The organism is Salegentibacter mishustinae (assembly GCF_002900095.1).
Classification (GTDB): domain Bacteria; phylum Bacteroidota; class Bacteroidia; order Flavobacteriales; family Flavobacteriaceae; genus Salegentibacter; species Salegentibacter mishustinae.
In genome coordinates, this window is the sequence record NZ_LLKN01000002.1 from 649578 (window position 1) to 665259 (window position 15682).

The following is a 15682-nucleotide window of genomic DNA, read 5'->3' on the forward strand; positions in this document are numbered from 1 at the left end:
GAAACTGATGATGAGATGAGGAATTTAGCAGCGTATACGATCCCTTTTGTAGGGTTAAAGCTGGGAAAACACCAGTTTGAATACGATATTGATAATGAGTTCTTTGAGCATTTTGAGTACGACGATCTAAACAGTTCCAACGTAAAAATTGATTTGTTGTTAGAGAAAAAAACAACAATGATGGAGCTTACTTTTAAAGCATCCGGTTCTGTGAACGTAAATTGTGACCTTACCAATGAGCCATACGACCAGCCAATTGATGGAAGTTTATTTTTGGTTATAAAATTTGGTGAAGAGTTTAATGATGAAAATGAAGATTTGCTAATTTTGCCGCACGGTGAATATGAGGTGAATGTTCAGCAATATATTTACGAACTTATTGTACTATCTATACCATTAAAGAGGGTTCATCCCGGGGTAGAAGACGGAACTTTAGATTCAGAAGTACTTGATAAACTTGAGGAATTAAGTATTAATAATAACGAGAATAAAAATGATGAGGATGAAATAGATCCTCGCTGGGATAAATTAAAAAACTTATTAAACGATAAATAACAGCAAGCCATGGCACATCCAAAGAGAAAAATCTCTAAAACAAGAAGAGATAAAAGAAGGACACATTACAAAGCTTCGGTACCAAAAATAGCTACAGATCCTACAACAGGAGAAGCTCATTTATACCACAGAGCACACTGGCATGAAGGTAAATTATATTACCGAGGTCAGGTATTAATTGATAATACTGAAGAAATAGAAGCTTAGTTTAACATAGAGCTTTAACTTTTATATAAACTCTCACCTCGTGGGAGTTTTTTGTTTTAAGTTGAATAAGTGCTAAAAAGGCCTTAATTTGCACGCCCAGTCAAAGAAAAATTAGTACTTTTCTTTAGATATTTTTGCGTTTTTCTAAGCGTAGAAGGGGTTTAAAAGTCAAATCTATGAATAAAATCACAGCAGCTATTACCGCTGTGGGCACCTATGTGCCCGAGGATGTGTTGACCAACAAAATGTTGGAAAAGATGGTAGAGACCAATGATGAATGGATCTTCAGCAGAACCGGAATTAGAGAACGCCGAATACTTAAAGACCCTAGTAAAGGAACTTCATACTTAGGAATAGAAGCAGCCAAAAACCTTATAGAAAAATCTAATCTCGATCCAAAAGAGATAGACCTGGTGATTCTTGCTTCTGTAACTCCAGATCTACCCGTAGCCTCTACAGGTGTACATATTGCTACCCAAATTGGCGCTACCAATGCATTTGCATACGACCTTCAAGCTGCCTGTTCAGGATTTTTATATGCGATGTCTACAGCATCAGCATATATAGAATCTGGGCGCTATAAAAAAGTATTGGTGGTAGGAGCCGATAAAATGTCTTCTATAATTGATTATACTGATAGAACTACTTGTATTATCTTTGGTGATGGTGCAGGTGCGGTACTTATGGAACCAAATGAAGAAGGTCTTGGCTTACAAGACGAGATTCTAAGAAGTGACTCCATAGGAAGGGAATCTTTAAAAATAGAAGCTGGTGGTTCATTAATGCCACCAAGTGAAGAAACTGTAGCTAACAAGTTACATTATGTAAGGCAGGATGGTAAAACCGTTTTTAAATTTGCGGTTTCTAATATGTCTGGAGTTAGTGAACAAATTATGGAGCGCAATAAATTAATGAATGATGATGTAGATTGGCTTGTTGCGCACCAGGCAAATAAAAGAATTGTGGGAGCCACGGCTCAGCGCATGGGACTTGACGATAAAAAAGTGCTTATGAATATTGAGCGCTATGGAAATACTACATCGGCTACTTTGCCTTTATTGCTTGGAGATTATGAAAAGCAATTCAAAAAAGGAGATAATTTAGTTTTTGCTTCATTTGGAGGCGGTTTCACCTGGGGAGCTACCTACTTGAAATGGGCATATAATTCTTAAAAAACCAACACCCTAATATTATGGATTTAAAAGAAATTCAGAATTTAATTAAGTTTGTGGCCAAGTCTGGTGCCAGTGAAGTAAAACTGGAGACTGGCGATGTAAAAATCACTATTAGAACAGGCTCAGACGAGAAAGAAACTATTGTTCAACAAGTGCCTATGGGTGGCCAAATGCCACAAATGCCTGCACAGCCGCAACAGCAGCAACAGCAAGCACCGGCACCTTCACAGGAAAGTGCACAGCAGAGCAGTGATGATCAAAAATCAGCTGGTGAGGATAATTCAAATTATATCACGGTAAAATCTCCTATTATTGGAACTTTCTACCGCAAACCTTCTCCAGACAAACCAACCTTCGTAGAAGTTGGTGACTCGGTTAAAGAAGGCGATGTACTTTGTGTGATTGAAGCTATGAAACTCTTTAACGAAATAGAGAGCGAAGTTTCAGGAAAAATCGTAAAAGTACTGGTAGATGATGCCTCTCCGGTAGAGTTCGATCAGCCTTTATTCTTAGTAGATCCATCATAAATTACTGCCCATTTAGCTTAAGGTACTTTTTCCTGGGCCAAAAAAACAATAGGTATGTTTAAAAAAATATTGATTGCAAACAGGGGCGAGATCGCTTTGCGCGTAATTCGCACCTGTAAAGAAATGGGAATTAGCACAGTTGCGGTTTATTCTACTGCAGATGCTGAAAGCCTTCACGTAAGGTTTGCTGATGAGGCCGTATGTATTGGACCTCCCCCAAGTAATTTATCTTATCTTAAGATCTCAAATATTATCGCTGCCGCGGAAATCACTAATGCCGATGCAATTCATCCCGGTTATGGTTTCCTTTCTGAAAATGCTAAATTTTCAAAGATTTGCGAAGAGCACGATATAAAATTCATCGGAGCTTCTTCTGAAATGATTGCGAAAATGGGAGATAAAGCTACGGCAAAAGCTACAATGAAAGCTGCCGGAGTTCCATGCGTACCAGGATCAGAAGGGATTATAAAAGACTTCACCGAATGTAAAAAGCTAGCTAAAGAAGTTGGTTACCCGGTAATGCTTAAAGCTACTGCTGGTGGTGGTGGTAAAGGAATGCGTGCCGTATGGAAAGAAGAAGATCTCCAGGCTGCCTGGGATTCTGCTAGACAGGAATCTGCAGCCGCTTTTGATAATAACGATATGTATATGGAGAAGCTTATTGAAGAGCCTCGCCATATAGAAATACAGGTTGTTGGAGATAGTAGAGGTAAGGCTTGTCATCTTTCTGAAAGAGATTGCTCGGTACAACGCCGTCATCAAAAATTAACCGAAGAAACTCCTTCTCCTTTTATGACCGATAGTCTTCGGAAGAAAATGGGAGAAGCTGCCGTAAAAGCTGCAGAATATATTAAATATGAAGGCGCAGGTACAGTAGAATTTTTGGTAGATAAACACCGAAATTTCTACTTTATGGAAATGAATACGCGTATTCAGGTAGAGCACCCAATTACCGAGCAGGTAATAGATTACGATCTTATTAGAGAGCAAATTCTTGTAGCAGCAGGAGTGCCAATTTCCGGGAAAAATTATTTCCCACAATTACACTCTATAGAATGCCGAATTAATGCTGAAGATCCCTATAATAATTTTAGGCCTTCTCCCGGGAAGATCACTAATTTACACGCGCCAGGTGGGCACGGGGTGAGAATAGATACACACGTTTATAGCGGATATATCATTCCGCCAAACTACGATTCTATGATCGCCAAATTGATCACTACCGCCCAAACGAGGGAAGAAGCGATCAACAAAATGAAACGTGCATTAGATGAGTTCGTGATAGAAGGTGTGAAAACTACCATTCCATTTCATAGACAACTTATGGATCACCCAGACTATGTTGAAGGGAATTATACCACTAAGTTTATGGAAGATTTTAAAATGAAACCACTCGAAGAAGATTAAATTTCAACGTCATTCTGAACTTGTTTCAGAATCTAACATCTAGAATAGTTAAAGCATAAGACCTCACAGATTTTCTAAACCTGTGAGGTCTTTTTTTATTTCGTATTTTCATTGAAAATTAACCAACTCCATGAACCTTTCTTACTGGGAAACCAAAACCTGGTTTTCAAATATTGATTTTTGCATTATCGGCAGCGGAATTACTGGGCTAAATTGTGCACTAAACTTAAAAAATCGTTTTCCAAAATCTAAAGTCCTGGTTTTAGAACGTGGCACCTTACCAAATGGAGCTAGTACAAAAAATGCCGGTTTTGCCTGTTTTGGAAGCGTTTCTGAGATCCTAGATGATCTAAATTCCCATACAGAGGAAGAAGTGATGCAACTTATTCAAAAGCGCTTAAAAGGCTTGAATTTACTTCGGAAGAATCTGGGAGACCAAAATATAGGCTATAAAGAATATGGTGGTTACGAACTTTTTACCAAAGAAGATCAGCCACTTTTTGCAGATTGTAAAGCGAAGTTGCCTGAACTCAATGAGATGCTAAAACCGGTATTTGGTGACGTCGTTTTTAGTATTCAAAAAGACAACTTCGGATTTCGAAATGTTCAGAAAAAACTCATCTTTAATCAATTTGAAGGGCAATTAAATACCGGAAAAATGTTGGAGACTCTGCTATACAAAGTGCAGAAGGCCGGCATCAAAATTCTGAATAATATTACTGTGGAAGAATTCATTGAGACCAAAAATGCTGTAAATATCAAAACCGATAAATTAGAATTTTCGGCAAAGAAATTATTGATCGCTACTAATGGTTTTTCAGAAAAATTGGGCATTGCTCAGGTAAAACCGGCACGCGCCCAGGTGTTGATCACCAAACCGTTTAAAGACCTGGAGATCAAAGGCACATTTCATTTAGATAAGGGTTATTATTATTTCAGGAATATTGACGATCGCATTCTTTTAGGCGGTGGCAGAAATTTAGATTTTAAGTCCGAAGAAACCACCGAAATCGCTCAAACAGAACTTATTCAGCGGAAGCTGGAAGAATTGCTTAACACCACCGTTTTACCTGAAACCTCCTTTGAAATTGATCAACGCTGGAGCGGAATTATGGGCGTTGGAAAACAGAAAAACCCTATAGTAAAACAGATTTCAGAAAACGTTTATTGCGGAGTGCGGTTAGGCGGGATGGGCGTAGCCATTGGTAGTTTAGTAGGAAAAGAACTTTCAGAATTGGTAGCATGATCAAGAAAATATTCAAATTTATCCTGAAACTTATAAGTGGTTTAATCTTATTTTCCATTTTTATGGTTTTGCTATATAAATGGCTTCCGGTACCATTCACCCCTTTAATGGCTATTCGTTATTTTGAAAATCCTGAAGAAGAAATACGGCATTCGTGGGTGCCACGACAAGATATTTCCCGGCATTTGCAACTTAGTGTGATTGCCAGCGAAGATCAAAATTTTGTAAAACATAATGGATTTGATTTTGAAGCTATAGAGAAGGCAATTGAGGACAATCAAAAAGGAAAGCGGGTGCGCGGTGCCAGTACAATTTCCCAGCAAACAGCAAAGAATGTGTTTTTATGGCCGGGGAGAAATTGGTTTAGAAAAGGCCTGGAAGTTTATTTCACATTTTTGATCGAAACTTTTTGGAGTAAAGAACGAATTTTAGAGGTTTATCTCAATAGTATTGAAATGGGCCGGGGAGTCTACGGCGCAGAAGCTGCTGCACAGCATTGGTTCAACAAATCGGCGGCAAATCTTTCTATTTACGAAGCCGCTGCTATTGCCGCGGTTTTACCGAACCCCCGGGAATACCGGGCAAATCCCGCAAGCAACTATATAAATCAAAGAAAAAACTGGATTGTAAGGCAAATGCAGAATTATGGGAAATTTACATTGGAATAAATTTACAATAATTTCATTTATCGTCAATCTGAACTTGTTTCAGATTCTAATATCTTAGATCCTGAAATAAATTCAGGATGACCACTGAAAAAACTATTTGTGGCTTTTAGCTAAAAAAACCTATGAATTCAATAAAAGAAAAACTTTATAAAGTTTGCGAGGCTTATGTGGAAGAACGTATAAAGCGGATTGAAGCTTCTATGGCCGGACTGGAAAGTGATCTGGAAAACGAAACCAAAAGCAGTGCGGGCGATAAATATGAAACCGGCCGGGAAATGATAAACCTGGAAATAAATAAACTAGCCGAACAGCTACAGCAATTTAAAAATCTTAGAAATACGCTTAATATTGCTAAAAGCAGAACTAACAATGGCTCCGCTCAATTGGGAACTGCGGTAAAGACCAATATGTCTAATTATTTTATCGCCATCCCGGCAGATCGTATTATTGTAGATGGCGATGAATATTTTGCCATTGGCGCCAATTCCCCGATCGCGCAATTATTGCTTCATAAAAAAGCCGGAGAAGAAATTACCTTCAACGGGAAATCAGCTGAAATACTTGAAGTGTTTTAAATTAAAATGATTAGCCACGAATACACGAATATTCTATAAAATTGCTTCTCTACTTTTAAAGGGAATGAATAAAGGTGGGGTTAGGTTACAAAAAACAATGCGTGATTGCTCAGAAAGCACGACTGAAGCAATCCGCATAAATGAAACTCTCATTCAAAAGATTACCGCGCTCCTGCGTCGCTCGAAATGACGATAGTAAAGAATAAAAAACAAGAAACAAGATCAAACCCTTCCGGTCTGCGGACTTCTCTCTTGGAAGAAATGGCGTTTATCCCTGGGTATTAGGCTTGGGTTTTTGGGCCATAATTTTATATATAACGTCTAATGACTACAGACTATCGACTGGAATTATTCGTGTATTCGTGGCGAAGATTAAACTGCTTCAACCTGGATTCGATTAATTTCTCTGAAACTTTTAGATTTATTTTTTTTCCTTCTTTTAATTCCTGTAAATGATTAAAATATACAGTTTTTCCGTTTAAACTGGCTTCAATTAGCCAGGTTTCACCTTTAAACCAGGATTTTTTTACTGTTGCTTTTATTCCGGAAGTTTTGGAAAATTTTATTTCTTCAGGGTAAAGAATTAATTTTTTTCGGCTGCTTTCATCTTCAACGAGGTCCTTTAGCATAAATTCATTTACATCGCCAAAAAGGGAAGCTACATATTTATTTGGCGGATTTTGATATAATTCCGAGGGAGCATCTTCCGCATAGATTTTTGCATTTTTCAGGACGACAGTTTTGTCGGCAAAAGAAAGTGCATCGGTACTATCATGGGTGGCCACAATACAGGCGATATTCTGGTCTTTTAAATAAGCAAAAAGTCTTCGGCGTAAATTATTTTTCCTGAAATGATCTATATGGCTAAATGGTTCATCCAGCAAAAGCAGTTCGGGTTGTTTGGCCAGCGCCCGTGCTAAAGCTACCCGCTGTTGCTGGCCACCGCTTAAAAGTTTCGCTTTCTTATCGGCTAGCTCGGTCATTTCAACAACTTCCAGCAGCTCTTTTATGCGCTTCTTCTTTTTCTGTGGATATTGATTGCTGAGGTATTTCCCAATATTATCGGCTGCACTTAAGGGAAGCATGAGATCGAAATCTTGTGCCAGGTATTTAAACGATGGCTCTCCAGGCACGAGGTTGAATTTTGGCCCTAATAATTCCTTTTCTCCCCAAAAAATCTCTCCATCGGTATGAAGTAAGCCGTAAATAAGTTTAAGCAATGTGCTTTTTCCGCAGCCACTTTCTCCAATCACCGAGAGATTTTCTCCTTTTTCAAGCTTAAAACTTATGTTTTTTAAAACCGGTTCTTCAGCATAGGCAAAAGAGACATTTTTGAGTTTCAGCATAAAATTGATTTGTTCTTAACAAGATAATCTTTTCAGCCTTTCTTGCCAAAGAAACTATACATCGTCGTAGTCTACTTTTAATTTTGGGGTAAGTGGTTGTGCCTGGCAGGTAAGGATCAAGCCTTCTTCGATCTCCTCATCGGTTAAGATCTGGTTTTTACGCATTTCGGCTTTTCCTTCTACGATCCTGGCAATGCAACTGCTGCAAATCCCGCCCTGGCAGGAATATGGCACATCTAGATCGTGCTCTAAAGCGGCATCCAATACTGTTTCTTTGATATCCATCGAGAAAGTAGTTTCCTCATCGTCTACCATAATGGTAAGCTCGGTTTGTCCTTCTACATTGGTTTCTATAGCACCTGTGTCTTCAGAAGTAAAGAGTTCATAAAGAATTTTGTCTTCGGTCACTCCATTTTCTTTTAAAACATCACTTACCTGGTTGATCATTTCCTCTGGCCCGCAAAGGTAGAAAGCATCAAAAGCATGTTCTTTAAATTTGTTTTTAACCACAAAATTTACCGTGCTGGTTTCAATTCTTCCAAAGTGAGAATTGTCTTCTCTAGTACGGCTGTATACAAATTCAATAAAAAGCCGATCAGGAAATTTTGCTTGCAGTTCAAGTAATTCCTTAAAGAAAATGGTTTCTTCAGGAGATTTATTTCCATAAGTAAGCACAAACCTGCTTTTAGGTTCTTCGGCTAAGACCGTTTTTATGATAGAAAGTACCGGTGTAATTCCGCTTCCGGCAGCAAAGGCTGCATAAGTCCTGGCTTCGCCGCTAGGTTTGAGAATAAATTTGCCTTCTGGTGGGTGAACTTCCAAAATGTCGCCCGCATTAAGCTTGTTATTGGCGATTACCGAAAATTTTCCGCCTTCTACCTCTTTTACGGTCACTTTAAATTCTCCCGAATTTGGTGCCGAACAAAGGGAATATGCACGTCTTAATTCTTCGTCGCCTAATTTTGCTTTTATCGTTATATATTGGCCAGCATTAAATTTAAACTCTTCTTTTAAGTTTTCTGGAATATTAAAAGACAAGCTCACTGCCTGTGGGGTTTCCCTAATTACTTCTTTTATCTCTAATGGAAAAAACGTACTCATCAAAAAATTATTTTTGGCAAAAATACAAAGTATGTGAAATTAAAGAGTGTAACAAATGCCTAAATTTCTATACTTGTAAGGTAATCGATATTGGTATTGTGGAGATGAACAATTTTTTAGTCTAAGCACTCCTCAGTTTTTGGATGGATACCAGCGCGTTTTTAATTCCAATTATTGGGTAAATTATAAATTATGTTTAAACGATTTTTATGGTTAGAATGGAAATCTTTCTTCCGTTCTGCGAGTGTTGGGAAAAGTATTGGGTTAAAAGTCCTGCTAATTTTCCTGGCCTTATATTTTTCGGTCGCTTTTCTTGCTTTGGGAATTGGACTTTATCCTTTATTGAAGGAATATTTTCCAGATCAGGATCCGTTACAGCTGGTAAACAGGTTTGTATTATTATGGCTGGTGTTTGAGCTAGGTTTTAGGTTTTTTATTCAAACCTTGCCGGTTCTGGACATAAAACCGCTTTTAAATTTACCAATTTCCAGGCGCAAAGCAGTGAATTTTGTTTTGAGCAAGTCTATGTATTCCTTCTTTAATTTCCTGCCATTATTTATTATAATTCCCTTCGGAATTTTTTGTATTTATAAGGCTGATTATGGGACCTGGAACCTTATAGGCTGGATGCTTGCTATGATAGCCATCACCCAATGTATCAATTTTCTGAATTTTATTTTTAAAAAGAGATTTACCGATGATCTAAAGGCTTTAATTCCTGCGATTCTTACCGTGGTAGTTTTGGCGGCTCTGGAATACTTCAGGGTTTTTGAAATTAGTTTCTGGTTTGGGAAAATGTTAGATTTTCTTGTTTTAAACCCTTATTTGGTAATTATTCCTATAGTTCTGTTAGTAGTTCTATTTAAATGGAATCAACATAACCTGGAAAGTAAATTTTATTTGGATGCCGGTTTAAAGCAGAAACAAAAAGATGCCGATACAAAGGATTTTGGATGGACCAGAAAATTTGGAACGCTTGCTCCTTTTCTTCAGCAAGATCTAAAACTGATATGGCGAAACAAAAGACCAAAAACCACAATTTATATGTCTTTTATTTTGTTGGGTTACGGGTTGTTCTTTTATCCTAACGATGCTTACCACCAGTTTGAAGCTTTCTATGTGTTTATAGGTATTTTTATGACCGGTATATTTATGATCAATTTTGGGCAGTTTGTACCTTCATGGGATGCTTCATATTATCCCTTAATTATGTCGCAGAACATTCCTATGAAAGATTACCTTTCGTCTAAAGCGTTATTGCTTAGTTTTAGCGTAATAATACTGGCTATTCTTACTACACCTTATATTTATTTCGGCTGGAATATATTATTGATAAATATGGTAGCCGCTTTATATAATATTGGGGTAAATGTTCCTATTTTACTCTATTCAGGGTCTTTCAACAAAAAGAAAATAGACCTTGATAAAAGTCCGTTTATGAACTACCAGGGCACTGGAGCAGCACAATGGTTGGTTTCTATTCCTTTAATGGTGGTGCCGGTCTTAATTTTCTGGCTTTTAGAATTCTTTATAAGTTTTGAAGCAGCTTTAATAGGACTTGCAAGCCTGGGAGTGCTTGGTCTTGTTTTACGCGCTAGTTTAATGGAATACATTGCGGGAGTTTACCGAAAAAGAAAATATGCGATGATTAACGGCTTTAAACAAACCGGCGAATAAAATTTTATAATTATGATAACAGCTACAAACCTTAGTAAAATATACGGCGGAACAAAAGTTCTAAACATAGATCATCTCGATATCCCAACAGGAGAAAGTTTTGGCCTGGTAGGTAATAACGGGGCCGGGAAAACAACTTTCTTCAGCTTATTGCTGGATTTAATTAAACCAACTACCGGTAACATTTTTAACCACGAGATCACGGTGAGTCAAAGTGAAGACTGGAAACCTTTTACCGCTTCTTTTATAGATGAAAGTTTTCTTATTGGATATTTAACCCCGGAAGAATACTTCTATTTTGTGGGGGAATTACGCGGGGCTAATAAAGCTGATATCGATTCGTTTTTAGCCAATTTTGAAGATTTTTTTCACGGAGAAATTTTAGACCGAAAGAAATATTTACGAGATCTTTCTAAAGGAAACCAGAAAAAAGTTGGTATTGTTGCGGCTTTAATAGGAAACCCAAAAGTGGTGATCTTAGATGAACCTTTTGCTAATTTAGATCCTACCACTCAAATTCGCCTAAAAAAGATTATTAAAAAACTTACTGAAAACAGGGAAACTACGGTGCTAATTTCCAGCCACGATCTTATTCACGTGACCGAAGTTTGTGAGCGCATTGTGGTTTTAGATAAGGGCGAACCGGTAAAAGATATTAAAACCTCTGAAGCTACTTTAAGTGAATTAGAAAGCTATTTTTCGCGTGAAGTTGGCGCCACTCCGGTAGAAGAACTATAATGAATTGGTTTGCGTTTGCAAAAAGAAGCGTATTTTTGCACACTAAATAAGCTGATTTTTAGTTATAAAGCCATCGAGAAACGGTTAATTTTGAATATAATTACCAAACTTATTCTACTATTGCTCCTGGTGGGGAGCATCGCTGGCTGTTCGCGTAAAAAGAACACCTTTGTAAACCGAAACTGGCACGCGGTTACTACAGAGTATAATACACTCTATAACGGCAATCTTGGCCTTGAACAGGGAAAGGAAGAGCTTAACCAAAACTACGCCGATAATTACTGGGATATTCTACCCATTGAACGGATGCAAATTGATGAAAACATCGTTTTGCCCGATAGTGTTCGAAATCAAAATTTTGGTTATGCCGAAGAAAAAGCGGTAAAAGCGATTCAGCGTCACTCGATGCTGATAGAAGGAAAGGAAAGAAACCCGCAAATAGATGAAGCTTATTTATTGCTGGGGAAAGCCCGGTATTTCGATCAGCGTTTTATTCCCGCCCTGGAAGCTTTTAATTATATCCTAAGACGTTATCCTGCCAGTAACAATATTATTCATGCCCGTGTTTGGCGTGAAAAAACGCATATGCGGCTCGAAAATAATCGACTTGCCATCAATAATCTTAAAAAAGTGCTGGATCTGGATTATCTTGAAGAACAGGATATTGCCGATGCCAGTGCTACAATGGCCCAGGCTTATATCAATCTTCGACATTTAGACAGTGCGGTTGTTCCGCTAAGTAATGCTGCAGAGTTTACCGATGAAAATGAAGAAAAAGGTCGCTATTTTTATATACTGGGACAACTTTATAATCGCTTAGGGCAAACTGCATCGGCTAATGCTGCTTTTGACGAGGTAATAGAGCTAAACAGGAAATCTCCCAGGATTTATATGATTAATGCTTACGTTCAAAAGGCACGTAATTTTGAACTGGGACGGGGTAATAATTATGAATTACGGGAAATGCTTCGGGAACTGGAAGAAGACCGTGAGAACAGGCCATTTTTAGACAAGATTTATTTCCAAATAGGAGAATATTATAATCGGTTAGACTCTACCGAAACTGCTATAGATTATTATAAAAAATCACTGAGAGAGCCCGCCAGCGATGTTTATCTACGCTCTATCAATTATGAAATTCTCGCGGATATAAATTTCGACCAAAGCAATTATGTATTAGCAAGTAAATATTTTGACAGTACCCTGGCAGAGATGGATCCTAAACTTAGAGAATTTAGAACCATAAAGAAGAAAAGAGATAATTTAGAAGACGTTATAAAATATGAAGGCGTAGCTTATAAAAACGATAGCATATTACGCTTAAGCCAAATGACGCCTGCGGCAAAATTAGATTATTTTAAAGATTATACATCCGGTTTGCGTGCCCAGTTAGAAGCTGATGATGCTAAAGCTGTATTACCTGCAACTCTGCCGGCAATAGGTTCAGGACAACAAAATTCGGCGCGTACTTTTTATTTTTATAATGAAGCCAGAGTTCAGCAGGGCAGACAGGAATTCTTGAATCAGTGGGGAAATAGGCCATTAGCCGATAACTGGCGTTGGGCAGAAGTGAATTTTGAAAACGAAGATGCCGTTGCAGAAGAAGCCGGGCTTTCACAACAGGTTTTAGATAACGATCCAAGGCTTGATCCTTATACTTATATAAATCAAATTCCGACCGATTTAGCGGTTTTAGATACCATAACCCGGGACAGGGATTTTGCGTATTATCAACTGGGAATAATTTATAAAGAGAATTTCAGGGAATATAAAATGGCGCAGGATAGATTGGAAGCTGTTTTAGAGATGTCTTCAGATGAGCGCCTTATTTTGCCTTCTATGTATAATCTATATCAGGTTTATCAAACTACAAATCAAAGTTTTAGGGCAGAAGAAATGAAGCAGGAAATTTTGGAGAATTACCCAGATTCCCGCTACGCAGCATATATTTTAAACCCTGAAAGCATCCTGGAAGATGAGAATTCTCCTGAAGCAATTTACGCTGAACTTTATCGTGATTTTGAAGCGCAAAATTTCAAGGAGGTGATTGCAAAAACCAATAGATATAGTTCAGAATTCGCCGGAGATGCAATTGTTCCTAAGCTGGAACTTTTAAAAGCCCAGGCCAGCGGAAGACTTTTAGGTTTAGAAGCTTATAAAAGCGCATTGAATCACGTGGCTTTGACCTATCCGCAAACTCAGGAAGGAAAAAAAGCGCAGGAAATTTTAAATAAAACAATTCCGCAGTTAAGTGGTTTAGAATTTAATACCGATAGTCTTCAGCAAAATTATAAATTGCTTTATAAGTTTGATGTTTCAGAAGAGGAACCGGCTTTAGCTTTAAAAGAAAAGATAGAAGCTGCGATTTCAGAAATTAACTACGATCATCTTTCGGTTTCTATAGATGTTTATGATCCGGAAGTGGTTTTTGTGATGGTGCACGGTCTTGAAAATCTTAATAGGGCGAGAGGTTTTGCAGAGTTGCTTGAAATAAATGAAGATTATTTAGTTGAAAAAGAACCTATCGAGATTTCAACAGAAAATTATAGAATTGTACAAATTCAGAAGAATTTAGAGGAATACCCGCAACCGATCAATTAAGATTTTTTCAGCTTAAATTATGAAAAACGATAATTTAAATAAATACCTGGGTTTTGTGAATATTGCTTTCCAGATGGGAATCATTATTGCCGGCGGAGTTTTATTAGGGATCTGGTTAGACGGGAAATTTCCGAATAAATATTCTGCATTTACAATTTCCTTATCACTTTTAGGGGTTTTTATAGCGCTCTATCAGGTTTATAGAAGTGTAATTAAAATGAGCGAAGAAGACGAAAAAAATGAAAAATGATCTATTGGCTTTCCTAAAGCGATTGCTTCCTTTTACTTTATTGTTATGGTTAATTCAGTTTCTATTGCAGCGCTATGTTTTAGAAATGGAATTCTATTATAGCAGTTTTAGTATTTATCTATTCCATTTCCTGGCTACATTTCTTATTTATTTAAGCCTGGTTTTTGTTTATCGAAATTTTACCGAGAATACCGGTTTTGCTTTTATGGGATTAAGTTTATTTAAGATGGTGGCAGCGGTAATTTTTTTACTTCCCTTAGTCTTAAGCGAGATAAATGCAGTGTTTGCTAATATTCTTGCCTTTTTTATTCCCTACTTTTTGTATTTGATCTTTGAGACCCTATACGCAGTGAAACTAATAAACAAAGCTTAAGATGCTGTTTATCAGTTATAATAATAAAAATAACGCTTTTGCTAAAATTTTAGTTGGGGTGCTTTCAAATAAAAATTAAAAGTATACCTTTGCACCCGAATTTAGAGCCCATAATTTTAAGCAGAACAGGTACTATGATAGCACATAAATCTTTAAAGATTATAGTGACGTTTACACTAGCCTTAGCCTTACTTCCTTTTAACGCTTTTGCCAAGGACGATTCTCAGGCAGAAGAAAATAAAGATGAATTTAATCCTACCGAGATGATTATGCACCATATTGGTGATTCTCATGGGTGGCATTTTTTTGGTGAAGGAGACAGTTCGTTTACTTTACCGCTTCCAGTAATTCTATTTACTGAGGAAGATGGTTTTGTTACTTTCATGTCTAGCGAATTTCACCACGATACCGAAGGGCATCATGTGGTAGAAAAAGATGGGATGCGTTTTGTGAATTATCACGAAGATATTTACAAATTAGACGCAGGTGCTGAAACTGTTGAGTTTGATGAAGAGCATAACGTGTTAAATGCCAGTAAACCCTGGGATTTTTCTATAACCAAGAACGTAGCTGCTATGTTCTTAACCGTTATTTTAATGTTGATCTTCTTCTTCGGTTTAGCCGGTCACCACAAAAAGAATAAAAAAGCTCCTGCTGGTTTCAATAATATATTAGAGACTTTAGTGCTTTTTGTTCGCGATGAGATCGCAAAACCTCAAATTGGCGATAAGAAGTATATGAAGTTTATGCCGTTTTTATTAACAGTGTTTTTCTTTATCTGGATCACTAACCTTTTAGGTTTGTTGCCGGGTGCTGCAAACGTAACGGGTAATATTGCGGTTACCGTTTCTTTAGGTTTATTTACGCTTGCTTTAATATTGATAAACGGAAATAAGGAGTTTTGGAAGCATACCTTGTGGATGCCTGGAATTCCAACATTCGTAAAGCCAATTTTGATGGTGGTGGAGGTGATTGGTTTAGTAATTAAACCGGTTGCGCTTATGATTCGTTTATTTGCTAACATTACCGCGGGTCACATTATTATATTGAGTTTAATAGGATTGATATTTATACTGGAAAGTGCTGGAGTTGCCTGGATTTCGGTTCCTTTTGCCCTTTTTATTACAATATTGGAATTGTTAGTAGCATTCCTACAAGCGTTTATTTTTACAATGCTGTCTGCCCTGTTTATCGGGATGGCAGTTGCGGAACATGAACATCATTAATTTTAATTTT

General features: G+C 37.4%; 16 protein-coding genes. 14 read left to right on the forward strand and 2 right to left on the reverse strand.

Annotation, left to right across the window (positions count from 1 at the left end; translation table 11 throughout):
• Positions 1 to 15: 15 nt before the first annotated feature.
• The 8 genes from APB85_RS05775 to APB85_RS05810 all read left to right on the forward strand — a co-directional run bounded on the left by APB85_RS05775 (position 16) and on the right by APB85_RS05810 (position 6360).
• The gene (locus APB85_RS05775) at positions 16 to 555 is read left to right on the forward strand and encodes a YceD family protein (RefSeq protein ID WP_057482716.1); all 540 of its coding nucleotides are present in this window, start codon (positions 16 to 18) and stop codon (positions 553 to 555) included.
• A 9-nt stretch (positions 556 to 564) separates the two neighbouring features.
• Positions 565 to 762, forward strand: coding sequence for a 50S ribosomal protein L32 (gene rpmF / locus APB85_RS05780; RefSeq protein WP_037318365.1), 198 nt, complete (start codon positions 565 to 567; stop codon positions 760 to 762).
• 176 nt (positions 763 to 938) lie between these two features.
• Positions 939 to 1934, forward strand: a complete 996-nt coding sequence (locus APB85_RS05785; protein WP_057482390.1) for a beta-ketoacyl-ACP synthase III — start codon at positions 939 to 941, stop codon at positions 1932 to 1934.
• Between the two features lie 20 nt (positions 1935 to 1954).
• Positions 1955 to 2464 (forward strand): acetyl-CoA carboxylase biotin carboxyl carrier protein, encoded by a 510-nt coding sequence (gene accB / locus APB85_RS05790; protein ID WP_057482391.1) that lies wholly within the window; start codon positions 1955 to 1957, stop codon positions 2462 to 2464.
• 54 nt (positions 2465 to 2518) lie between these two features.
• Entirely contained in the window at positions 2519 to 3871 is a 1353-nt protein-coding gene (accC, locus tag APB85_RS05795; protein ID WP_057482392.1) for an acetyl-CoA carboxylase biotin carboxylase subunit, read from the forward strand.
• A 130-nt stretch (positions 3872 to 4001) separates the two neighbouring features.
• Complete coding sequence (locus APB85_RS05800) at positions 4002 to 5117, forward strand: NAD(P)/FAD-dependent oxidoreductase (RefSeq protein ID WP_057482393.1); 1116 nt, start codon at positions 4002 to 4004, stop codon at positions 5115 to 5117.
• A complete protein-coding gene (gene mtgA / locus APB85_RS05805) occupies positions 5114 to 5785 on the forward strand; it encodes a monofunctional biosynthetic peptidoglycan transglycosylase (RefSeq protein WP_057482394.1) in 672 nt (223 codons plus the stop codon). Before APB85_RS05800 ends, mtgA begins: the two co-directional genes overlap by 4 nt.
• 122 nt (positions 5786 to 5907) lie before the next feature.
• On the forward strand, positions 5908 to 6360 hold the full coding sequence (locus APB85_RS05810) for a hypothetical protein (RefSeq protein ID WP_057482395.1): 453 nt from the start codon (positions 5908 to 5910) through the stop codon (positions 6358 to 6360).
• A gap of 335 nt (positions 6361 to 6695) precedes the next feature.
• On the opposite strand, the gene APB85_RS05815 is transcribed toward APB85_RS05810, so the two are convergent.
• Entirely contained in the window at positions 6696 to 7706 is a 1011-nt protein-coding gene (locus APB85_RS05815) for an ABC transporter ATP-binding protein (RefSeq protein ID WP_057482396.1), read from the reverse strand.
• 54 nt (positions 7707 to 7760) lie between these two features.
• Positions 7761 to 8807: a ferredoxin--NADP reductase gene (locus APB85_RS05820; RefSeq protein ID WP_057482397.1), complete on the reverse strand. Its 1047-nt coding sequence runs from the start codon at positions 8805 to 8807 to the stop codon at positions 7761 to 7763.
• A gap of 192 nt (positions 8808 to 8999) precedes the next feature.
• On the opposite strand from APB85_RS05820, the gene APB85_RS05825 reads away from it, so the two are divergent.
• From APB85_RS05825 to atpB, 6 genes are all read left to right on the forward strand, one after another.
• Positions 9000 to 10484 (forward strand): DUF5687 family protein, encoded by a 1485-nt coding sequence (locus tag APB85_RS05825; RefSeq protein WP_057482398.1) that lies wholly within the window; start codon positions 9000 to 9002, stop codon positions 10482 to 10484.
• A 12-nt stretch (positions 10485 to 10496) separates the two neighbouring features.
• Entirely contained in the window at positions 10497 to 11222 is a 726-nt protein-coding gene (locus tag APB85_RS05830) for an ABC transporter ATP-binding protein (RefSeq protein WP_057482399.1), read from the forward strand.
• A gap of 90 nt (positions 11223 to 11312) precedes the next feature.
• A complete protein-coding gene (porW, locus tag APB85_RS05835; protein ID WP_057482717.1) occupies positions 11313 to 13823 on the forward strand; it encodes a type IX secretion system periplasmic lipoprotein PorW/SprE in 2511 nt (836 codons plus the stop codon).
• A gap of 19 nt (positions 13824 to 13842) precedes the next feature.
• Complete coding sequence (locus APB85_RS05840) at positions 13843 to 14073, forward strand: AtpZ/AtpI family protein (protein WP_057482400.1); 231 nt, start codon at positions 13843 to 13845, stop codon at positions 14071 to 14073.
• The gene (locus APB85_RS05845; protein ID WP_057482401.1) at positions 14063 to 14446 is read left to right on the forward strand and encodes a hypothetical protein; all 384 of its coding nucleotides are present in this window, start codon (positions 14063 to 14065) and stop codon (positions 14444 to 14446) included. Before APB85_RS05840 ends, APB85_RS05845 begins: the two co-directional genes overlap by 11 nt.
• Positions 14447 to 14580: 134 nt before the next feature.
• On the forward strand, positions 14581 to 15672 hold the full coding sequence (atpB, locus tag APB85_RS05850) for a F0F1 ATP synthase subunit A (protein ID WP_057482402.1): 1092 nt from the start codon (positions 14581 to 14583) through the stop codon (positions 15670 to 15672).
• The last annotated feature ends 10 nt before the right edge of the window (positions 15673 to 15682 follow it).